This is a genomic window from Massilia varians (assembly GCF_027923905.1).
GTDB lineage: Bacteria > Pseudomonadota > Gammaproteobacteria > Burkholderiales > Burkholderiaceae_D > Telluria > Telluria varians_B.
On record NZ_AP026966.1, the window covers coordinates 3,067,175 to 3,089,055 of the forward strand.

The window sequence follows — 21,881 nt, forward strand, 5'->3', positions numbered from 1 at the left end:
CATTTGCTGACATTCGCGATTGACCGTTACCAGACTTAGAGCCGCCGACCGCAGCTATCGCCTGCCATAAATTGCCGCATTCACAACAATCCGCTAAAGTGCGCTTGTTATGCACACAAACAAATAGGACCTAACTTGAATTCGGAATATCTGTCTCTCAACGGCTCACCACTTCGATTCAGTAACCAGCATGAAGAGTTGCTTGCGGAGCATGTCTTGCAGCGGTATCGCGAGGTTTGGGTCATCACAAATAGCCGCCCCTATCTGGCTGTGGACAAGAATGCATTGCGGGCAAAAATCGCATCAATCGAATCATTCACTGTCTTCTCGGCAGGCTACCTGTTTCAAAATATCAGCGGTCGCGACTTGAGTACTCGACTGATTGCGGGCCTAGTCGGACCGGGAACCGTCGCGTCGTCTTCGCTAACAGCCGATACGTTCGTAGAGGGTGAGGCGAACCCTCAAGCACACTGGGTGTTCCGTGGAAATGGGTTACTTCAGATCGGTACGCATCCATTTGCTGCCCTTGCCACGCACTACATTGCCGTCGAGCCTGGAAAGATATTCCAACGCAAAATTGGCGAACTAACGACCGTCGATGACGGAAAAAGGAGCCAACCTTTCTGCCCAGACTTCGACTTTGACAAGCTTGGACGTCTTGCTCAGGAATTCCACGTTGCTCGCTTCAGCCCTGGCTTAACAGTTGATCAAGCGCTCCTCGCCCGGCTCTTGGACGATATTTTTGAACAGAATCTTGAGGCGCTATCGTTTTCGGAGACACATCACGCTCGCGAACCACAGAATGGACCGAAATACAGCTATAAACCGATGAAGCTGACCAGATACGGCCGGCTTGTCCATACGGAACAACGTGAGCCGAAAATTGAAACGGCCTTCGCACTGCTTCACTATGAGAAGGCTTTATATGAATTCCACTCGCTCAAGCGCGCGACTGCAGCCCAAGACCCCGAGCGTCAGTACATGCATGGTGTCTACTGCGTAATTGCGATCGCTAGCTGCCTGGAAGCCGTCGCTAACAAACTCGCTTTCGAAGCCACTAGCCAGTATCCCTCGGGGAGTCAATCAAGCAGCGCGCTCGGGCGCATAAACTACGCAGCCCGCGAACTAGCCATCGCCCATGGGACTACCTTTAATACCATTGGCGGCAAACGACCTGAGTTCGTGTCGATGGAGCAGATCAGGGTTCTACGAAATTCGTTCGTGCATGCGAACGAGGCCGGTGCTCCTGTTGACCGAACGATGTCGACCTCTGCTCAAATGGCACAGGTTAGTGAGTCAGCCTGTCGGAGCTTCCTGGAAAACCTCAGACTAACGGTCACGCTTGTTTTCGACCAGCTACCATGGATGACAAGCCCGCTTGTGACGGCAACCAACGTGAAATGGCTCGGCGATATGGAAGTACCGTAACGATGGATGAAATCTCAATTTGCAAGATAAACGTCTAATCGCAGGCGCGGCCGAGATGAGAATTTTCGCATGGGGATTCCCAACGCGATGTCTACTGCGGGTCGACGGAAGTCGGCCGCGGCAAACAGTAGTTGGCCATAACCAATCGGTGGCCAACGTCAGTTTCCATGTAGACCGAAGACTCTAAGCGAGATTAAGCAACTGCAGCCGCACTCTTGATAAACCACGCAACAGATATCACTCTTGATGGCTACCACTCGTACTATTGGCCCCCTGCACTTCGAAGACCTGGAACCGAAGAGATTCGAAGATCTCGTGCGGCAGCTTACGTATCAGTTCAAGCCTTGGCGGCGACTCGAGGCCACGGGACGGTCGGGCACCGATGATGGGTTCGATGCGCGAGGCTATGAGATCGTCGCCCGGACGGTCCAGCCCTCTGCTTCAGAGGAAGAAAGTGAAACGGCCGAAGAGCTGTCAATCCTCAACGAGGGCATCGATGACAGGCTCTGGCTCATCCAATGCAAGCGTGAGAAGGCCATTGGGCCGAAAGCGTTAATCGCATACTTGGACGACACCGTGCTCAGCCCAGGCGACAAGCTTCACGGACTTGTATTCACGGCGGCCTGCGATTTCTCCAAAAAGGCCCGCGACGACTTCGCCAGAAAATGCCGTGAGATGGAAATTGAGGAGTGGCACCTCTGGGGAAAGGCTGAGCTCGAGGACCGGCTTTTCCGTCCCGAGAATGATCACCTGTTATTCGCCTACTTCGGCGTTTCTCTGGTCATCCGCCGGCGCTCGCAGCGAACCGATCTGCGGGCCCGTCTGGTGATAAAGAGGAAGGCACACCGCATGCTGAAAGATGCATCCCATGCGTCGTTATTGCTGCGCTCGCCTGATGCCACAAACTACCCGTACACGGGCGACCTCGCTGATTTCAAGAACAACCCGTTATGGATGGTATGGCCGTACCGCGGTATGTCACATCAGGGGCTTCAGTTCTGCGTGCAACGCTACTTCGCGTACCTCTCTGACGATGGTAAATCGTGGGACGCCGCGATGGCTGTGAATGACGCTAGAAGCAGCACACACGACGACCCTTGGTTGGGCAAGAATCTGCACGACGAGATGCGGCAGAATATCCACGAATTCTGGAACAAGATTCCTGAGGCGAACCGAGCGTGGCTGGAAGTTGTCGGCATTGTGCTGTTCGACGATATCTTGGATATCGATGACCTCGGCGACGAATACGTGCAAGCCCCGCACGTTTACGCACCGTTCGCACCCGGAAGGCGTGGCCCTTTCAAAAGCTTCCTCGCGGAGGTCGAGACTATCGATCGATGGAACCAGCGCACGTTCTCTCCCCGCGACAAAGATGAGGACCGCATCGAGTACTTCCCTAAAATGTTGCGCGAGATCAACGACGACAGCATATAGCCACGCCCTATCGGTGGGGCACTCATGTCCGCCGGTACGCTTGAATCCTTTAATTCAACAGGCAGGGGCATTTTTTGCAGCAGTTTGTCGAGCGTAACCGGATAATCGCGGATCCGCACGCCCGTCGCGTTATAAATCGCATTTCGCCACCGCCGCACCAACGCCGCACAGGCCAGCTCGCCGACGCCTTTGCTTTCATCGTCGAGGCCAGTGGGTCGGTCTCGTCGAGGAAGATCACTTCCTGGTGCGGGATGTCGGCGTGCACCGGCGCCTCATAGCGCGCAAGGTCGTGGTTGACAAAAAATCCCAAGCACGGCCACGCAGTTATGCATCCCGATGACCGAGCCTGAGGCTATAAGCACTCGCTCATGCATCTAGGCCTGCGGAGCGTCGCTTGGTCATCTGGGGCGTCGAGTCGGATTAACCCTGTGTTGATAGCCACGTGGTGATGGCTATATCGCAACATTGGCATCGATCTTGCACGCATCGTCCTAATAAAGTCGGACATCTGCCACAGCCACCTGATGGTTGCCCATCGGTTCGTACTCCCGGTTATAATTGCCTGTGAATAATATTTACGCGTGAATAGGCCCTGAGAAAAATGAACGTCTTGAACTGGGCCATGGGCCTGATAAATCAGTTGGTGGCATGGCACACGCGGAAGCGGAACCTCGGCGTTAGCTTGATGGGTGTGTCGGGCGCTGGCATCATTGGGCTCGCTCCCGGCGGCTTTTCGTTCGAGGCGACGGGTGTGGCGGGCATTGTCCAGGCCTTCAGGTTTTCCACCAGCGAAGGCCTGCCTGGCGTCCTGCAAATCGGCCTGGTCGTGCTCCTCGCCATCACGTTTGTCATCGGCTTGGTTCTGGTGATCGACAGCTATGTGCGCGAGCGCCGCGAGACCGATGTCAACTGCGTGGTGGTGGTCGAAATGCGCGGCTTGGTCGATACCTCGGACCAGCCCCTGATCAAGGCAGCACCGCCGGCACTCGTCGGCAGGCGCCTCGACGCACTCGTCGACGTCCGCCAGCTCCTGACGGGCCCGACACCCAACATCGGTGAAGCGCTGGAGGAGATTGGCCACGTCCGCCGTACAGTGCGGAAGGCCCGCGGTGACACGGCTCGCGCGCATGTGAAGGTTCTGGCAGGAGGTGTGATGCACGTGCCCCTGCTGTTCTACGCGGGCACCCTGTTCGATGATGAGGGCAAGGTTGTGTTGATGGATTGGGAACGCACGGCCGGCCGCTGGTGCGAACTAAACCGTGTGGATGACGGAAGTCGTTTTGTTATCCATGGGCTGGACGCACTTGTGCCCTCGAGCGATGTTGTTGTGGCGGTGTCGGCATCCTACCCGGTGTCGCTCTCGGACATCGCGACAACCTTTTCCGGTTTGCCAGTAGTGCATCTCGCGTTGGCCAAGCCGCAACCGAACACGCTGTGGGCCGAGGGAACCCAGGCTGCGCTGACCCAGCAGTTTTTGGAGACCTTGGCTGACCTTGCTGGCCGAGGTGTTCAGACAGTTCATCTGGTCCTGGCCGCGTCGGCAACCCTCTCTATCCGATTCGGCATGGCTTACGACCATCGGAACATGCCCGATCTTCGTTGTTATCAGCGGGAGCGTGACCACGTCCCGCCCTACCCATGGAGCATCCAGATGCCAACCGCAACCCAACCGGTCGGCTACCTGGAGACGCCAGTACCTGCCGTGGTAACCCTCTAACCTGAAGGAACATAGTGAATCAGCAAGTCCAACACAAGAAGCGTCTCCGCCTGGTCCTCGAGTCGCTGAACGAGCGCCATGAAAGCCAGCAATGGGAAGAGTTTATCGTCGCGATGTTGACCAAGCTCGAGCTGTCTGCCGAAAAACGCAGGGCAGCCGAGCAACGGTACCAGGAACTCGGCCGCCATGTCGCCCGCAAGCTCGGCATCGGCGAGGACGACGCCCATGTGGTCGTCCAGGGGTCGATGCGCACCCAAACGACGATCGCCGGGGACGGACGTGAAAAATTCGACTTGGACGTGGTCGTGAAGCTTTGCGGGCCGAAGTTCGAAGATCTGCGGGAATCGGAGCCGTTTTTCCAGGCCTTCGGCAAATCGCTGGAAGGGATCGATGGGGCGGGCAAGCCGGAGCCGAAAAACCGCTGCTGGCGCTTGCCCTACCCTGGTGAGCCGTTCTATTTTGACGTAACTCCGGCCCTGCCGATGTCGGAAGAGATCACGGGCACCCACCTGCGCGTACGCGATCCGAAGACTGTCTGGAGCCCGTCGAACCCCCAAGAGTTCGCCGATTGGTTCTGCACGATCGCGAACAAGCGTTTTCAGTTCCAGGACCAGTTCCGCAAGATCGCGATGGAAGCCCACACGGTAGTCGACCCGATACCGAAAGGGAAAGTGCACATCGAAGACATCTTGCGCCGGATGGTGCAGCTCATGAAGCTGCATCGCGACAGCTATTACAAGCGACAGTCGGACGCTCGCCGCGACGCCAAGCCTATCTCGGTAATCCTGGTGACGCTGGCGGCAAAGGCCTACGACGAGATCGTCACCAAGGAAGCACATCAGTACTCGTCGGCGATCGAAGTCGCGCTGGAACTGGTCGAGCGGATGCCCGACTTTGTTCAGCGTGGTCCGCACGCAATCCGCGTCGACAACCCTGCATTGAGCGGCAGGGCGGGCGAGAACTTCGCGGACCGCTGGAATTCCGACGGGGGTCTGCGCGATCGCGAATTCAAGACCTGGCACGACCAGTTCATGGACGACATCGAAGCCCTCTTCGCTGAAGAATACAGTAAGCGTTCCGAGGATCGTGTGCGTGCCGTCTTCGGTGAACATGGCGTGAAGGCGTGGAAAGACAGTTTGCCGCAGAGTGTCCTCGGCGGCTTGCTGTCTTCCATTCCGGCCCAGCCCGTGAAAAGCCAGCCGCAGTCGCCGCGTGCAACCGGCTACAAGGATTCCCTTGCCTGACACCCGAACGACAAGCACCCCATCCGAGCTTGCCGCCGCTAGCCTCGAGGCCTGGCTCGATGGGCCGGCGGCGGCGTTCGCACGGCGAAGCCAACGGCCGGATTCGCGCCGCAAGGTGGCATCCTGGGAGTTCGATCTCGAGCATCCGGCCCTTGGGCCGCAGCGTGTTCGCTTGTCCGTGCCGCGTGATTTTCCCGCCACGCCTCCCGAAATCCATTTCGACTCGCGGCTGTGCCTCGTGCTTCCACACATCGAGGACGACGGCAGGTTCTGCCATGGTGTTCTGCCTTCGCCCGGCGACTACGCTTGGCCGGAAGGCGCCGCACAGGCCGTTCTCCAGTCTCTGCAGCGCTTCTGGACGCAGGTCCTGGATCCAGCCTGGGTGCTGAGCGAGTTCCATCGGGAGCGCCTGTCGTACTGGCAGCGGTTCTGCGAACAGTTCCGTACCCTCCACAAGGCGCCAACGCCACGTACCACACGCGTTGTACTGCAGCAGCTCGACGGCGTTGCCGAGGGAAAGTTAGCGGTATATTTCAGGCGCAGCCAGGCGGCGAGTAGCGACCTGATGGTTGCAACCGTCGGGGACGCAGACCCTCATTCGATCGCTGTACGCCACCGCTGGAACGTCGGCGCGCTGGTCCGCGGCCACGTCCTGTTCGTCCCGGTGCCGGCGAATGTCCGCTGGGCTCCCTGCGACTGGCCGCGCACTCTGCAGGAACTCGAGCGCTTTGTCGGGCATATCACGGGCGGCGAAAGCTCGGTAGTACGCTGGGTTGAGGCGGAGCAGGACCAGGCCCCCCAGCCGTTCGTCGTCGTGCTTGTTCAGGACAACACGTGTTACGGTTACCTGCTCACCCCTGCACCGGTACCGCTGTTGACCGTGCCAGGAATTACTCCGATAGTCATCGATCGCGTTGACGTCAACTGGGTGCTCGCAAGGGACTACAAGTTGCCAACGTTGGGAGCGCGAGCCGGAAAAAAGGTTCTGGTTCTCGGATGTGGTTCTCTTGGCGCGCCGGTTGCGGAGCTGCTCGCGCGTGCCGGCATCGGCAAGCTTGACCTGCTCGACATGGAAGCCTTCGAGGCAGAAAACTGCGCCCGCCACATTCTCGGTGCCAGCGACATAGGTCGTGGTAAGGCGGAGTCGCTGGCGGTCCGACTACGGCAGCTGGTGCCGGGTATCGAGGTAGGGGCATATCGTGCGCGGGCGACGGATTGGATCCAGTCAGTCTGCAAACCGGATGCCTACGACCTCGTAGTTGATTGTACCGGCGAGAGCCACGTGCGGGTCATGTTGGCGCACTACCGCAGCCATTCCGTGGGCCCATGTCCAATGGTGCATGCCTGGGTGGAGCCGTTCTGCGCAGCTGCTCATGTCGTACACATAGCTGGACACGAAGTCTGGCCGGACGACGACCCCGGTGAAAGGGTCGCGGCAGCTTCATGGGGTGACGACGTAAGGATAAATCTGCCCGCCTGCGGCGCCGGCTTCCATCCCTATGGTGCGAGCGACGCATGGCAAGCAGGCGGTTATGCGGCCGAAAGAATATTGGCGGTGCTGGACGGAAAAGTCGAAGCGTCCACTGTCTGGAGTTGGGTACGGTCGAAATCGTTTTTCGACTCCCTGGAGGTCGATGTCACAGTCGGCCCCCTGGTGCCGACCACAGGATCGGCTTTCGATTCGGTCCAGCTCACGCGCCTGCTGAAGGACGTTCTCGGCAATGAGTAAACAGAAGCTTGTCTATCGCATCCCTGGTGCCGTATGGAGTCTCGAATTTCCGCCGAACGCGGTGGCCTTACTGACTTCGAAAGCCCAGCGCCGCTGGTGGTCCAAGGAACGGGTCGGCCAGCTCTATTCTGCCGATCTCACTGGCAGTGCGGCCGAGGTCAGCGTAGTCACTACGCTGACCTCGAAATCGAGCAGCTATACAAGTGTGCGCCTCGACATGCCTGAAGTCGAGGAAGAGCGGACAAAGCAGTTCGAGAAGGGCCTACATTGTCTCGGCTTCTGGCATACGCATCCCGAGCCGGTACCGGAACCGTCGCCGGCAGACATTGCCATGGCTGCGGACCATGCGCGAGCGGCAAAAGAGGTGTTCGCTGGCATCGTCTTCATCATCGTCGGAACGGCGCGTCCCCCGGACGGCATTGGGGTATGGGTACATGATGGCACAACCCTCTGGCGCGCGTTGCCTGATGCCTAATGGCCGCTAATTGTCAAGACCCGGCTGGTTATACACGCGCTTCCTGAACAATTCAGGGCGTTTTTCATGCCATTCCTTGAGCGCCTGAACGGGTGTTTTGTGTTGGAGCGCGCGTTGCGGAATGCTGTGGTTGTAGATCTTGACGTAATTGCGCAGCGTCGATTCCAGTTCGGCAGCTGAACCAAAACGGGTCTGGTTGACGATGTCGCTGATACGACCGTTGAAGCGCTCCACCATGCCGTTGGTCTGCGGATGACGAGGCGGGATGAGCCGGTGTTCGATGCCGAGCTGCTTGCACAGGCGGTCGAACACGTGTGTGCCGCTGGGTTCCTTCTTCTTGCCGCCAGCCGTGAAGCGGTCGGTGAACTGGCTGCCGTTGTCGGTCAGAAGCTTGACGATCTTGACGGGACAGGCTTGCTGGACTTTGTTGAGGAAGTCGCCACTGCTGCCATCGGTCTGGTCGGCATAGAGCTCGATGAAGACCCAGCGCGTAGCACGGTCGATGGCAACGAAGAGATAGCGCCTTGCCGTCTCGTCGGGCATCTGCGGCAGGTACTTGATGTCGATGTGCACAAAGCCCGGCTCGTAGTCCTTGAAGGTCTTTTTCGTGGCGGGCGCAGTGCCTTCCTGCTCGACCAGGTTACGTAGATCCGAGACACCGTGGCGGCGCAGGCAACGTCCCAGGCCGGCACGCGAGACGGCTGGATTGATGAACTCGCGCGTGACCGCCAGCAGGTCGTCCGTGGGCAGCAGCAACGTCTTGCGCAGCTCCACCACGATGAGCTCCTGCTCGGGCGTGAGCGTCGTGTACATCTTGTTCGGCGCATGCGACTTGTCTTCAGGAGACTCGCGGTTTTGCCACTTTCGGATGGTTTGGCGGGTGACGTTGTACATCCTGGCCAGTTCGGCCTGCGGGAGCGTCGAGTTCCTGATTTCCTCACGGATCAGGTGGGTAGTACGGGCTTGGCTGTGCAGTGCCTGGGTCATCGAGTTGCCAGTGAAGAGTCGGATTGGAACAGTGTACGCAAAACGTGTCTGGCCTTGAAGAGCGGCCAGCTACGCATGGGTACATGATCCCACGAGTCCAGACAGCTACCTAGCTACCCGGTTCATGATGGAAAATCACAGACCGGAGATTGATAAAATGCTTTCCTTCACGCGAGTAGGTGACTATCCACGATATCAGGCTGTTGTACGGGAATGGGGAGCCAAATATGATGGCGAATTCGCGGAGTGGCTGACAAAGCTTGCAACGGAAGCGAAGTAAAGACCATGTTATCAGAAATCATAAAAACTTGTGTCTCCCTCAACTATCAGGATAACTTACTGAAATGACCATCGGCGGTAAAACACAGCAGCAAGCAATCGAGGCACTGTCTCGCATGACCGATAACGCGGTTCCGATTGACATCGTCGAGTACGCTGCGCGTATTAAAGTCGCGCAGGAATATATGGTGCGTCATAACATCGATGCCACGTATCTAAATGCGGGTAGCAACCTCACGTACTTCACAGGCACCAAATGGAATCCAAGCGAAAGAATGGTCGGCGCGGTTCTTCCAGCGATTGGCGATCCCGTGTACATCGCGCCGGCATTCGAGCGGAGCACAATTCAAAAGTACATGGTGATTCCAGGGGACATTGCCTGCTGGGACGAGCACGAAAACCCAGCACTCTTGCTCCGTAAAGTCCTTGCTGATCTTGGTATTTCAAAGAGCACCGATTCACCACGGCAGCTGTACATAGACGAGAGCACGCCACTTTTCCTGTTCACCGCGATCCGTGCAACGATGTTAGGTTACGCGCTCCAACCCGCGACACCTCTTACTGCATTCTGTCGCGCGCGTAAATCTGCCGCTGAGATTGCGCTGATTCAGTGTGCGATGAACATGACCATGGAAGTGCATCGTGCAACAGCTTCGATGCTTCACGAGGGCATCACAACTAAAGAAGTCGAGGACTTCGTGAACCAGGCGCACAAGCGCCTAGGATCATCCGGATCATACTTTTGCATTGTCCTTTTCGGCGAGGCATCGTCCTATCCCCACGGTGTCAATTATGTCCAGACATTGAAGAAGGGCGACATTGTACTCATTGATACCGGTTGTAAAGTACACAACTACATTTCTGATATCACTAGAACATATGTCTTCGGCAAACCATCTGAACGACAACGATTCGTATGGAACTCGGAGAAGGCCGCGCAATTAGCTGCCTTCGAAGCCGCTCAACTTGGAGTTCCATGCGAGGAGGTTGATAAGGCCGCCAGGCGTTCGCTCGAGTCGAACGGCTTTGGTCCCGGTTACAAACTCCCTGGACTACCGCATCGGACCGGTCATGGAATCGGTTTGGACATTCACGAAGGCCCCTACTTGGTCGGCGGAGAAACGCGCCCCTTGGAGACGGGTATGTGCTTCTCTAATGAGCCAATGATCTGCGTCCCTGGCGAGTTTGGCGTTCGCTTGGAAGACCACTTTTACATGAGCGCGTCGGGACCAAAGTGGTTTACCGAACCTGCCGCGAGCCTGGAGGCACCGTTCTCCTAAGCCTATTGCTGACTCGCCGTACTGAACAAGCATCAAGAGACGCTGTGGCCGAGTAATCCTTCCACAGCCCGTCCATACACAGGAACCGACGACTGAACTAGATTTGTTCAGTTCAGTCAGCTCAGCGGTTCTACTCACCATACGGAGTTGAAATGTTTCCAGGAAACTATACGCTCGCCAACATCGACCCGGAACTGTGGGATGCCATCCAGAAGGAAAACGTTCGCCAGCAAGACCACATCGAACTGATCGCTTCGGAGAACTACACCTCGCCGGCGGTGATGGAAGCGCAGGGCTCGCAGCTGACCAATAAATACGCCGAAGGCTATCCGGGCAAGCGCTACTACGGCGGCTGCGAATACGTCGACGTCGCCGAGCAGCTGGCGATCGACCGCCTCAAGCAACTGTTCGGCGCCGAAGCCGCCAACGTGCAGCCGAACTCGGGTTCGCAGGCCAACCAGGGCGTGTTCTTCGCCATGCTCAAGCCCGGCGACACCATCATGGGCATGTCGCTGGCCGAAGGCGGCCACCTGACCCACGGCATGGCCCTGAACATGTCGGGCAAATGGTTCAACGTCGTTTCCTACGGCCTGACCGAGCAGGAAGACATCGACTACGAGGCCATGGAACGCCTGGCGCGCGAGCACAAGCCGAAGATGATCATCGCCGGCGCTTCCGCTTTTGCCCTGCGCATCGATTTCGAGCGCTTCGCCAAGATCGCCAAGGAAGTCGGCGCCTACTTCATGGTCGATATGGCCCACTACGCCGGCCTGATCGCCGCGGGCGAGTACCCGAACCCGGTGCCGCACGCCGACTTCGTCACCTCGACCACCCACAAATCGCTGCGCGGCCCGCGCGGCGGCATCATCCTGATGAAGGCCGAGTACGAGAAGCAGATCAACTCGGCGATCTTCCCGGGCATCCAGGGCGGTCCGCTGATGCACGTGATCGCCGGCAAGGCCGTGGCCTTCAAGGAAGCGCTGTCGCCGGAGTACAAGGAATACCAGAAGCAGGTGGTCAAGAACGCCAAGGCCCTGGCCAATACCCTGACCGAGCGCGGCCTGCGCATCGTCTCGGGCCGTACCGAGTCGCACGTGATGCTGGTCGACCTGCGTTCGAAAGGCCTGACCGGCAAGGAAGCGGAAGCGATCCTGGACCAGGCACACATGACCTGCAACAAGAACGGCATCCCGAACGACCCGCAAAAACCTTTCGTCACCTCGGGCATCCGCCTGGGCAGCCCGGCCTTCACTACCCGCGGCTTCAAGGAAGAAGACGCGGTCAAGGTCGGCCACCTGATCGCCGACGTGCTGGACAACCCGCACGACGCCGCTACCATCGAGCGCGTCAAGGTGGAGGTGAAGCAACTCACAGAGAGGTACCCAGTCTATCCAGGGAAGTTGCAAACTAGCGCCTTACGCTAGCGCGCGCAAGTTCGCATGCTGAGATAGCCCCCTGATCCACCAAACACAGTCGATGCGGTATCCTTACGGATAGGAATACGACTGTGAATATGACTAGGAACAACCAAACCATCGAAGTAGTGACGGTGTCAGAGGAGCGGCGCCGTCGCTGGTCAGTGCAGGAAAAAGCTGCGCTGGTCAAGGAAACGTACGAGCCGGGGATGAGCGTGTCGCTGGTCGCGCGCAAACATGGCATCAGTGCCAGCCAGCTGTTCAATTGGCGCAAGCTCGAGCGCGAAGGCGCGCTGGTGGCCGTCCAGTCCGGCGAATCGGTGGTACCGGCAAGCGAACTGGCTGCCGCGCGTGCCCAGATCGCACAACTGCAGCGCATGCTCGGCAAGAAGACGATGGAAGCGGAAATCCTGCGCGAAGCGATCGAGGTAGCCCGCGAAAAAAAGTGGATTGCGCGCTCACCCTTATTGGACAAGGACGGGCAGTGAAGCCGGTCTGCGCTGTCCTTGGTGTAGCGCGCTCGAACGTGATTGACCGCCTTGCGCGTCCTGCAGACTGGGTCGACGGTCGTGCATTGGCCAGGCTTGACCCAGTCGGTGACGCCATGATCGCCGACGCCGTACGCGCCGAGATCACGGCATTGCCGACTTACGGCTATCGACGTGCTGGCGCCCTGGTGAACCGCACGCGCAGCCTGATGGGCCTGCGGCCGGTCAATCACAAGCGGATGTATCGCGTGATGAAGGCCGAGGGTCTGCTGCTGCCGAAGTCGCCCAAACGCCGGGACAGCGGCCGCGCGCATGATGGCAAGGTAGCCGTCGAGGAATCGAACCGGCGCTGGTGCTCGGACGGCTTCGAGATCGTCTGCGACAACGGCGACGTCGTGACGGGCGTTTTCATGAAGGACTGCTGTGACCGCGAGATCATTGCCTGGCGTGCCTGGATCGGCCGTGGCCTGCCTGGCGAACCGGTGCGCGATATGATGATCGAGGCGGTGGAAGCACGCTTTGGAAGCACAGACGAGCGGGCGATTACGCTTGAATTCTTGAGCGACAACGGCGGTGCTTTTCGGGCAATCGAAACGCATGCCTTGGCCAACGAACTGGGCATCAAGCCGGTGCACACGCCTGTCAACAGCCCGCAATCAAATGGCATGGCCGAGAGCTTCGTGAACACCTTTAAACGCGATTACGTGGGCAGCATGGACCGCAGCACCGGCACCGCCGTGCTGGCCCAACTGCCCGACGCCTTCAGGCATTTCAACGAGGTGCATCCGCACTCGGCGCTGGGCTATAAATCGCCGCGCATGTTTAGGAAAGAGCGACCGTGTCAGGCTCTCGAAACTGACGCTAACTAAGCATCAGGCTGTGTCCGGGAATAGCGGGGCAAGATCACATGCAAGAGCCCGGTACCATCCGGACTCTTGTATAAAGTTTCGGTTCAATGTGATTGTGATTGTGATTGTGATCGTGATGTCAAATGTGGCCCGCGCGCCGTGCGTGGAATAACAATCTTTAGCTAGCTCGAGCAGGGTCAACCTCCACCAGCGTGCAGAAGAGTCCAGGCCAGAACCCGCCATGTAGCGCAGAGATAACCACAGGCACGGTAAATAATACTACCGGGATGGCTTTTCCTAGAATCGGCCCTAGCTTATATCTAACAGCTGCCGCAAAAAATACGCCAACGAGCGCGAGTATGTAACTTCCAATGTCCCGATCAAATCTATGGTGTTGTTTCATGTATATCATTCCAAATAGACTTGAATATCCCGGGGCACCGATTCTGCCGCACTGTCAGCCTTGCTCGTTCGAAATATGATGGTATATCCGCATTGGGCAAGTCAGATTAAAGCAGAAGAGGAATTCGTCGCAACGTAAAATCCGCGCTGGGCTCATGATCACCGCAAAGCCGGCCTAACTGGGGCGCAGCGGCCGTTGGTCACGAGCATCCGCGTTATTGGTCAGATGAATTCGCGATCGATTGGCGCCGGTCGGGAGGAAACCGCATTGGGCGCTGATTAGTCCGAAGCCAAGAAGTAAGGATTTGACAATAGATCAAGTATTCGACCGGATTGCGAGCGAAACTGAGGAATTTTTTGACAGTTAAGATCCGTGACAAAGCGTTTGAGCCAACAAGGGCTGCGCCTTGTCTCATCATATAGGCTCAAGCTCGCCCTCGCTAGCTCGTTTTATCATGACCAACTGCGGAATTCAGCACAAACATCTTCTGCACATTATTGCAGAATAGATCTTCGGCGATAGCTGGCAGTTCATCCTTCACTTTCAGCGAAAGTCGGTATTGCAACATGGTTGCGTCCGCAGCCTTGATTTACCTCTTCCGTCCCTGCTACTTGGGTTCAAGGAGTCAACTTGTTGGCTCCTTTTTTTCCATTAAACGTCAGTGCTAACTATTAGAACAGGCATCGAAGTCCCGTGTTGGCAGCGAGTTATCGCCTAGTAGACCAAAGGCGTTCGAGAAAGAGGTGGCTGAATTGGCGCGGGTGCCGGCAAAGTCGTCGCGTTCCGCTGCGGTCCGAGGTTGGCATGCAAGAGCATGGCGTGGCTCCGCAGCGGGACGCTGGCGATGCCTGCGATGAAAGGATTGCCGGCCGAGCCGCGGGACACCCGACGGTCACGCTCAGTGCCGAGCACCACGCCAAAGCCGTCGTGTTATGCGTCATAAGGCCTGAAGAGTGTCTTCACCTGGATCACGGCGACCCCGACGTTCGCGCCAGGTTCGCTCAGGCGCGCGCCGCCGAGCGAGACTTTTGCGTAAGCCGTGACGTTGCTGGCGGGCAGCGCCACCACGCTTGAATCTTCTTGCCAGCAGCCCTCTGACTGGAATAGTCTATTCAGCTCGGGCTGCGCTATTCCAGTACGAAAGGAGCCAATATGGCGTTAACAATCGATCAAAATTACGAACGAAGCAACCTGTCGTCGACCAGTAAAAGAATGCTGAAGCTTCGAGAAGTGGTTCTGACTGAATGGGAAACAAGAGTGCGTGCATCAGTCGAGGAATCCAAGAGTCTTTCTCATGCTCTTCTGATTGACACGTTCCTGGTCATGTACAACCGCATCGTCGAAGCCCTTACACCAAGTCATTTTGGAACGAGCGCAGCGGTTACTACGGCTTCCGCTGCAGCAGAGCATGGCGCTGAACGTGCCCGGCTCACGCATTATGAAATTACCGGAGTCATCTCGGAATTCCAAATTTTAAAATCGACAATCCTTGACGTCTTGCAAAAGCATAAAGTTGCGGTAAGTAATGATGAAATGCAAATCATTAAGTACACCATTGATACGGCGATACAGGAATCCGCCATTGCATTTACTCTTGCCCAGTCCGCCTTCCGAGAGCAATTTGTCGCAGCGCTCGCGCATGATTTGCGAACTCCATTGGGGGCAGCCAGCATGGCAGCACAGTTAATCATCCACATCAAAGACTCCGAGAAGATAGAAGCTCTCGCTAGAAAGATTGTTGAAAACATCGGGCGGGTCGACGAGATGGTTAAGGACTTGCTGGATACCATTATGTTCCAGCGAGGTGAGCGGTTGTCTGTTCACCCAACCCACTTCGACATTGCAGATGTGGTTAGAGAAGTATGCGAACAGACGACTGTTATTCATGGCCTTCGCATTGAGGTGGTTGGTACATCAATTACAGGTTGGTGGGGGCGCAATGCCATCAAGCGAATGCTGGAGAACCTGATTGACAACGCAATCAAGTACAGCGCTCGGGATACCCCTATTCGCGTCACTTTCGAGGAACGCCACGGACGGATGCTGTTATCGGTACACAATCAGGGTAACCCGATCCCGCCTGAACAAGTGGAAACCATGTTCCAGATCTTCGGGCGGGCAAAGGCCGCCAAAGACAGCAAGCAAAAAGGATGGGGGATCGGGTTGCCCTATGTGCGGAGTGTCGCAGAAAGCCATGGTGGCAGTATCGATGTACACAGCGAAGAAGAAAGGGGAACGACATTTTTCGTCAACCTACCTCTGGACTCGCGGCCCTTCCAGGGCGCTCCCACCTCGGAATAAATATTGTCATCAATTTTCGTCAGCACCATGAGCCTTTCGCATGAAATCCATCGCTTATCCATTCGACTACCCTCAAGTGATTAGAGCATGTTCGGTCAGGCTGGCATTAAATTCAGGGAACTGCTGAACTGGCAGGGCGCGTGGCACTCCAAGCGACGCTGGATATCATATATAGACAACAAACGGGACACGAGCCAAACCAGCATGTGGAAGTATGTCTTCGCCTGTTACTAAAAATTCGGGAATGGCGATGGTCTCGATCAAGCTCTGGCCGGTTCCCGGTCCTGCGATCCAGTTAGGGGAGCACTGATCAATTGACGATTTTCCGGCACCGTCGGTGTTTAACGATCAAGTTGCCTTGCACTTCGAAATGCTATTTTGCAGCATCGCTACAGGCGGCTTTTTCAGCAATTGGCAGTGTTTATTGCGCTTATCGGCGCTCAGGACGCACTTCGGTTTCAGGATCGTAAATCGCCGGCCCGCCAATAATAGGTTGGCGAAGCCGAACAGCGTGGACAGTCCCATTGGCCTCCCGAGTTGCGGAATGGGGACTATCGCAAGCGAGCGCGCAGCGGCTATCCGTTCCAAAAGGGATGCTGGAAAACCAGTTGTTTGATCATCTCCTGCGCTGTCGGCACGCCGGTCGTTTCCTTGACCAAGCTCAGGCGTTCGAACTCGGCATACGTGTCGGGCGCCGGGCTGCCAAGCGCGCGGAATCGCTCGGCAATCACATCCACTGCATCAGCAAGCTCCGTGTATTGCTGCTCGAACATATCGTGCAGCTTCTGGAACAGCGGCTTAGTGACAACCCAGTGAAAATTATGCGTCTTCAGGTACAAGGTATAGGTGTTCGCGAGCAATGCAGACAGACCCTGCACAATTTCTTGTCGATCTTTCTGCATCGGCATATCGGATTCACTCCTACTCGTTTAGTCCCTCGTCGGCGGAGTCGAGCCTTCCCGGCGCTACCTCCAACTACTATGAGCTCTGCTGAGACCCCGCTCCCACCTTTGTCTTCGCCCTTTCAGGCACAAGGCGGGGCGTCCCAGGTAAGGGCCGCACTCCTTCATCACACAACCGCCGCATCTACGCCGCCTCTCCTTGACCACAGGAGCTTTGCGGTTGTTGGCCCGCTCGCCTTGATCGGGAACGCCTTCTATGCGATTCGTGTTCCTCGGCTCATGAGTTACGCTCCACGCTTCCTTCCCACACTCGGTTACCCTCATGCAGTTGCGCTTCACTTCGCTCACTGTGGTGACCTCGCGACGGGACTTGCACCCGCAGGAGTGCGCCCATGCTGGGCGCACCAACGAAAAAAACCGCGGACTCGCGCCCGCGGCTTTCATCACACAAGCGATCTAGAACTTAGAACTTGTGGTTGTACTCGACCGTGAAGCGCGCATAACGCGGCGTCTGGGTCGACAGCACGCGCCCGTAGCTGTCCAGCAGCGTCTGGGTCGAACCACTGTTCAGCATTTCCGACACCGACTGCACGGTTTGGCGGTTGGCGACGTTGAACACGTCGACCTTTGCCGTCAGGCCTGGAATGAAGCCCGGCATGTAGGCCAGGTTCAGGTCCAGGCGCGTGGTCCACGGCAGACGGCCTTCGGAACCGCGCGGCGCCGGACGGCCGAAGCACGTCGCGTAGTACGAACCGTAGCTGTGCGCGCCCGGCACGGTCGGGTCGGCGCCCAGGCAGTTCTTCGGACGGCCCGACTGCGCCAGCAGGTTACCGCCGACCATCCACTCAGGCGTGACCTGGTAGAAGCCGAAGGCTTTCAGCTGGTGGCGGCGGTCGTTCGGCAGCGGACCGTATTTGCCGCGCATCAGTTCCGGCTTGTCCCAGCTGATGGTGTGGGAGACGTCCAGCTGGCCGATGTCGGACTGGGTCTGGCCTTCGGTATTGCCCTCGTTCTTCGACCAGGTGTAGTTCACGCGGCCGTACCAGCCATTGCGGAACGGATGCTCGACGAACAGGTCGATCGCCTTGTAGGTGCGTTTGGCGTCGTCGAAGCCCAGGTCAGCCTTGCTCAGCTTGACTTCGGTCAGGTTGGTGCCGGTGTTGGCGAAGTCGACCAGGAAGGTATTGTCCTCGCCCGGATTGAAGGCCGCGCAGCCGAAACCGGTCCACTTGCTGGTGTTTACGGTCGGGTTGCGCGCCAGCCAGGCCTTGAACGGACGGTCGTCGCACATGTCGTCGATGGTCGAGCGCAGCGTGCGGTAGGTGGCGCGGGCGCCGAAGGTCATGTCACGCGACAGCGCGCGCTCGAAACCGAGCGTGATCTCGTCCTGGTAGGTCGGCTTCAGGCTGGTTGCGGCGACGGTATTCGGGTGCTTGTACTGGAAGTACTCGTTGTTGGTCGAGAATGGCGCCGGGGCCAGGGGCTTCAGGCCCTGCGGAGCGCCGGTGGCCGGATCCACACCGGTGTAGGTGAAGGACTGGGTGGTGAACAGCGAGCGCGAGGCGCCGCGCACCGAGATGTTGGTCGGCACCTGCACGAAGTAGCGGCCGGCGGTACCGAACACCTTGAGCGAGGAATCGCCGTTCACGTCCCAGGACGCAGCGAAGCGCGGCGCGATCTGGTCCTTGATGTCCATGAACTTCTGCTTCTCGCCATTGCGGTTCTCGAACTGTTCGTTACGCACCCCGACCGTGATCAAGAGGTCCTTGGTGGCCTGCCAGCGGTCTTCGAGGTATTGCGCCGACTGGTCCGAGTAGGCGTCGGTGATCGAGGTGAACTTGGTCTCGGTCACGTAGTAGCCGCGAGTACCGTAACCTCCCCCGCTGGCAGTGGCCACCTGGACGTTCTGCAGCGTAATCGGGGTATTCGGCGTATTGGTGAACCCATAGGTCCACAGGCCGCCGCCGGCGCGGAAGACACCGGCGTCTTCCGAGCTCAGTCGGTTTTCGTCGATACCGGCGCGCAGGGTATGGTTGCCCAGCCTGTATTCGAGGTCCAGGCGAGCCGACTCGACCGTGTCCCGTCCGCCCGTCACCGGGACGTTGCCGCTGACCGGGTTGGGGTTGACGTAGTTTGCTGCGATTTCCGGCACACGCGTGGACGGGCTGGACGAGACCTGGTACACGTTCGGGTTCACGCCCGGATAGGTACCGTAGGTGTTCTCGTGCTTGGTGGTCGATTTGCCGTACAACGCGGTGATGGTCAGGTCTTCGGTCACGTTGCCGGTATATTTGGCGATGTTGACGATGCCGCCGACCGGGGTTTCACCCGAGAAGTTCTTGTAGTGTTCGCTCGCGCCGATGACGCCGTTGCGCGCGCCGCTGGCATAGTTGTAGCCGGACAGGTATTTGTCCTTCTTCGAGGTGTCGCCGAAACCGGTGTACTCGAGGCGGTGGTTGTCGTTGATGTTCCAGTCCAGCTTCACCAGGTAGCGGGTGGTCTTGGTTTCCGACTCTTCCCAGCCGCGGCCGGCGGCCGAGGTACTGGTGCGCAGGCCGTTGACGGCATTGGTGCCCGAGAAATCGGTGCGCGACTGCTCCAGCGAGCCGAACACGAACAGCTTGTCCTGGATCAGCGGGCCGCCGACATTGACGCCCACCAGCTTGCGGTCGGTTTCGTTGCCCGAACGGCGGCGGTACAGGGTGCCGTCGGTGGCGGCGGTATTGGTCGCGCCCAGCACCGGGTAATAGATATCGTCCTGGCTGGCCTGCAGGTTCTTCGGATCCCACTGCACCAGGCCGCCCACTTCCCAGCGGTTGGTGCCGCTCTTGGTGGTGATGTTGGCGACACCGCCGACCGAGCGGCCGAACTCGGCGCCGAAGCCGCCGGTCAGGATCTGGGCCTGGCCGATCGCGCCGTACGGCAGTTCCATGTAGCCCAGCTGGGTCAGCGGGTTGGTGACCGGGAAGCCGTTCACGTAGTACGAGTTCTCCGACACCGCACCGCCGCCGAAGCTGTTGGCGCCGTTCGGGTAGCGGCTGTCACCCTGCGTGGTGTTCGGCGCGATCAGGATGATCGATTCGACGTTACGTGCGATCGGCAGCTTTTCCAGCTGGCTGGCAGTAAAGATGGCGCCGTTGTTGGTGTTGGTGACGTCGATCGCGCGACGGCGGCCGACGATCTGCACCTGCTGGGTCGAGAACACGGCTTCGGCGCCCTGGCCGATCAGCACCTCGACTTCGCGGCTTTCGACGACACTACCGTTGCGCACCAGCTGGACCGAGTAGCGGCCCGGCGGCAGCGAGGTCGCCAGGAAGCGCCCGTTGCCTTCGACCGAGACGGTACGGCGCAGCTTGGTGTCGAGGTTTTCGACCACGACCGTCGCGCCGGCCGGGCTTTCCACCGCGCCGTACACGTTACCCGTGGTGTTCGATTGGGCCAGCACGGTCGAACTCATGCCCAGCGTCAGTGCCGTCGCTCCGAATGCAAGGGCGAGCGAGCGGGCCAGCTTCGTTTTTACTGCCATGAACTATCTCCTATCGTTTGTGAACCTGCCGCCAAGTCAGGGACAGGCTGGACTCTTCCTTCAGCCGGTCGCAGCCGGTAGGTCCGCCTGGGCTAAGAAGGATTTGACGATTGTATTTAGTAAATACTTGATCACGATCCATGTGCATGGAAAATAGATTTTCCAAAGGATGCATATCCGGAAGGACGCGTCAGGTCGTGAATGGCAGATGTACGAAAGATATGCGCGGGTTCGATGCTGTTCCTTGCACGTTGAGTGATGGTGTTCTTATTAACTTTTTGGTCATCTATGTAAAGATGTTGTATTGACGCAACTGAACCTGCTGGATGCAAAGGAGGGGGCCGGCCGTCTCTCCCAAATGGCAGAGCCGGCGAGGATGGAAACCCTCGCGAAACGCATGGCGGACCCTAGCGGCGCGTTCTCAGGCACCAGGATGTCAGCCGCGCCACAGGAGCGCCGACGCATCGTCCGCCCGTTTCACGACGGCCGGCCCGGCAGCGCGGTTCGCGGCTTCGTAGTCGCGCAGCTGCGCCATGGCCGCCGGCAATCCGTGCTCCAGGCAGAGGGCAAACAGGCTTTCCGGGGTATGCAGCCCGTAGGTGTCGACCAGGCGGTAGAGACCATCGGTCAGCGCCAGCAGCGCCGAGCCGGCCGGCGCCTCGAAAGTGGATGTGCGTGCGCCGAAGGCGCCGTTGGGCTGCAGGCACAGGGAATTGGGCCTGGCTACGGTATTCTGGAATTCGCGCCGGGCGCGCAGCATCGGCATCAGGCGCGCCTGCCTGTCGGCGGCGTCGCGAACGCCTTCCTGCGCGAGTTTCTCGATCGCGGCGCGCAGGATGGCTTCCTGCGGGTTGACGAAGGGATCCAGGTCCAGGACCTCGCCGCCGGGCCGGCGCAGCAAGAGCTTGCAGTCGCCCAGGCAGTACAGCTCGAGCCGGTAGCTGGCGCCGTGTTCGCGCACGCGCACCCAGCTCAGCGCCGCGATCGGCCAGGCATACAGGGGCACCTGCTGGGCGGCGCAGCGTGCCAGGAACTCCCGGCGAACCTGCTCGACGGCGGCGTGCACGGCTTCCTGCTGACCACGCCCGGTATCCATGTCCGCGCCAAGCGCCGCGGCGAAACGGCTGACGAACCAGACGACGTCGCCCTCGCCCGGGTCGATGTAGTCGCGCTCCGCCACCGATGTGGCGCCGTCGATGACCAGGAGCTCGGTCGCGGCCGCCGACCGGAAGGCGCCGGTCCAGTCCTCGTTGTGGTCGGGCTTTGCGCCGTGGGAGATCAGATCGAGGTGCATGGACATGAGTAGAAGTTGTGTGCGGGACCCTTGGAAATCAATGCGGCATTGTAGATGCTGACTTCGAATTAATTTTGGCATGCACATTCCCCTCGCGTAGCCCCGTTAGCATGCGCCTGCTATTTGCCAAA

At 58.5% G+C, this 21,881-nt stretch carries 15 protein-coding genes and 3 pseudogenes; 11 read left to right on the plus strand and 7 right to left on the minus strand.

Annotated elements, in window-relative coordinates; all coding sequences use genetic code 11:
• Positions 1–135 precede the first annotated feature (135 nt).
• Positions 136–1,428, plus strand: coding sequence for a hypothetical protein (locus MasN3_RS13870; RefSeq protein ID WP_281907821.1), 1,293 nt, complete (start codon positions 136–138; stop codon positions 1,426–1,428).
• 243 nt (positions 1,429–1,671) lie between these two features.
• Positions 1,672–2,862, plus strand: coding sequence for a restriction endonuclease (locus MasN3_RS13875; protein ID WP_281907822.1), 1,191 nt, complete (start codon positions 1,672–1,674; stop codon positions 2,860–2,862).
• A 65-nt stretch (positions 2,863–2,927) separates the two neighbouring features.
• Here the strand turns inward: MasN3_RS13875 and MasN3_RS13880 are convergent.
• Positions 2,928–3,172, minus strand: a pseudogene (locus MasN3_RS13880) (xanthine dehydrogenase family protein molybdopterin-binding subunit); the annotation flags it as partial.
• Between the two features lie 291 nt (positions 3,173–3,463).
• Here MasN3_RS13880 and MasN3_RS13885 point away from each other — a divergent pair.
• From MasN3_RS13885 to MasN3_RS13900, 4 genes are read left to right on the plus strand one after another with little or no spacing between them, the layout of a single operon-like run.
• Positions 3,464–4,579 carry an SAVED domain-containing protein gene (locus tag MasN3_RS13885; RefSeq protein ID WP_281907826.1) on the plus strand — a complete coding sequence of 372 codons (1,116 nt, stop codon included), beginning with the start codon at positions 3,464–3,466 and terminating at the stop codon, positions 4,577–4,579.
• Between the two features lie 14 nt (positions 4,580–4,593).
• Positions 4,594–5,823, plus strand: a complete 1,230-nt coding sequence (locus MasN3_RS13890; RefSeq protein WP_281907829.1) for a nucleotidyltransferase domain-containing protein — start codon at positions 4,594–4,596, stop codon at positions 5,821–5,823.
• Positions 5,816–7,552: a ThiF family adenylyltransferase gene (locus tag MasN3_RS13895; RefSeq protein ID WP_281907831.1), complete on the plus strand. Its 1,737-nt coding sequence runs from the start codon at positions 5,816–5,818 to the stop codon at positions 7,550–7,552. The genes MasN3_RS13890 and MasN3_RS13895 overlap by 8 nt, the downstream gene beginning before the upstream one ends.
• Positions 7,545–8,027 (plus strand): Mov34/MPN/PAD-1 family protein, encoded by a 483-nt coding sequence (locus MasN3_RS13900; protein WP_281907832.1) that lies wholly within the window; start codon positions 7,545–7,547, stop codon positions 8,025–8,027. Before MasN3_RS13895 ends, MasN3_RS13900 begins: the two co-directional genes overlap by 8 nt.
• A gap of 6 nt (positions 8,028–8,033) precedes the next feature.
• Here MasN3_RS13900 and MasN3_RS13905 read toward each other — a convergent pair whose 3' ends face one another.
• Positions 8,034–9,014, minus strand: a complete 981-nt coding sequence (locus tag MasN3_RS13905; protein ID WP_281907834.1) for an IS481-like element ISKpn27 family transposase — start codon at positions 9,012–9,014, stop codon at positions 8,034–8,036.
• Between the two features lie 112 nt (positions 9,015–9,126).
• Here MasN3_RS13905 and MasN3_RS25315 point away from each other — a divergent pair.
• The 4 genes and pseudogenes from MasN3_RS25315 to MasN3_RS13920 form a co-directional block, all read left to right on the plus strand.
• Positions 9,127–9,294 (plus strand): annotated as a pseudogene (locus MasN3_RS25315) (collagenase); the annotation flags it as partial.
• Between the two features lie 64 nt (positions 9,295–9,358).
• Positions 9,359–10,573 carry a M24 family metallopeptidase gene (locus tag MasN3_RS13910; RefSeq protein ID WP_281907836.1) on the plus strand — a complete coding sequence of 405 codons (1,215 nt, stop codon included), beginning with the start codon at positions 9,359–9,361 and terminating at the stop codon, positions 10,571–10,573.
• Positions 10,574–10,725: 152 nt separating this feature from the next.
• Positions 10,726–11,997, plus strand: coding sequence for a serine hydroxymethyltransferase (gene glyA, locus MasN3_RS13915; RefSeq protein ID WP_281907839.1), 1,272 nt, complete (start codon positions 10,726–10,728; stop codon positions 11,995–11,997).
• 89 nt (positions 11,998–12,086) lie between these two features.
• Positions 12,087–13,345 (plus strand): IS3 family transposase gene (locus MasN3_RS13920; RefSeq protein ID WP_370662292.1). Its coding sequence is split into 2 segments (ribosomal slippage): positions 12,087–12,426 and positions 12,426–13,345, totalling 1,260 coding nucleotides; the frame shifts between segments, so codons are not numbered across the junction.
• 157 nt (positions 13,346–13,502) lie between these two features.
• Here the strand turns inward: MasN3_RS13920 and MasN3_RS25320 are convergent.
• Both MasN3_RS25320 and MasN3_RS13925 read right to left on the minus strand, forming a co-directional pair.
• Entirely contained in the window at positions 13,503–13,736 is a 234-nt protein-coding gene (locus MasN3_RS25320) for a DUF4118 domain-containing protein (RefSeq protein WP_370662293.1), read from the minus strand.
• A 921-nt stretch (positions 13,737–14,657) separates the two neighbouring features.
• Positions 14,658–14,795 (minus strand): hypothetical protein, encoded by a 138-nt coding sequence (locus MasN3_RS13925; protein ID WP_281907844.1) that lies wholly within the window; start codon positions 14,793–14,795, stop codon positions 14,658–14,660.
• 84 nt (positions 14,796–14,879) lie between these two features.
• Between MasN3_RS13925 and MasN3_RS13930 the strand changes: the two genes are divergently transcribed.
• A complete protein-coding gene (locus MasN3_RS13930) occupies positions 14,880–16,028 on the plus strand; it encodes a sensor histidine kinase (RefSeq protein ID WP_281907847.1) in 1,149 nt (382 codons plus the stop codon).
• 602 nt (positions 16,029–16,630) lie between these two features.
• Here the strand turns inward: MasN3_RS13930 and MasN3_RS13935 are convergent.
• The 3 genes and pseudogenes from MasN3_RS13935 to MasN3_RS13945 form a co-directional block, all read right to left on the minus strand.
• A pseudogene (locus tag MasN3_RS13935) lies at positions 16,631–16,936 on the minus strand (Dps family protein); the annotation flags it as partial.
• Positions 16,937–17,393: 457 nt separating this feature from the next.
• Positions 17,394–20,456, minus strand: coding sequence for a TonB-dependent receptor (locus MasN3_RS13940; RefSeq protein ID WP_281907849.1), 3,063 nt, complete (start codon positions 20,454–20,456; stop codon positions 17,394–17,396).
• A gap of 436 nt (positions 20,457–20,892) precedes the next feature.
• Positions 20,893–21,750: a protein phosphatase 2C domain-containing protein gene (locus tag MasN3_RS13945; RefSeq protein WP_281907850.1), complete on the minus strand. Its 858-nt coding sequence runs from the start codon at positions 21,748–21,750 to the stop codon at positions 20,893–20,895.
• Positions 21,751–21,881 lie beyond the last annotated feature (131 nt).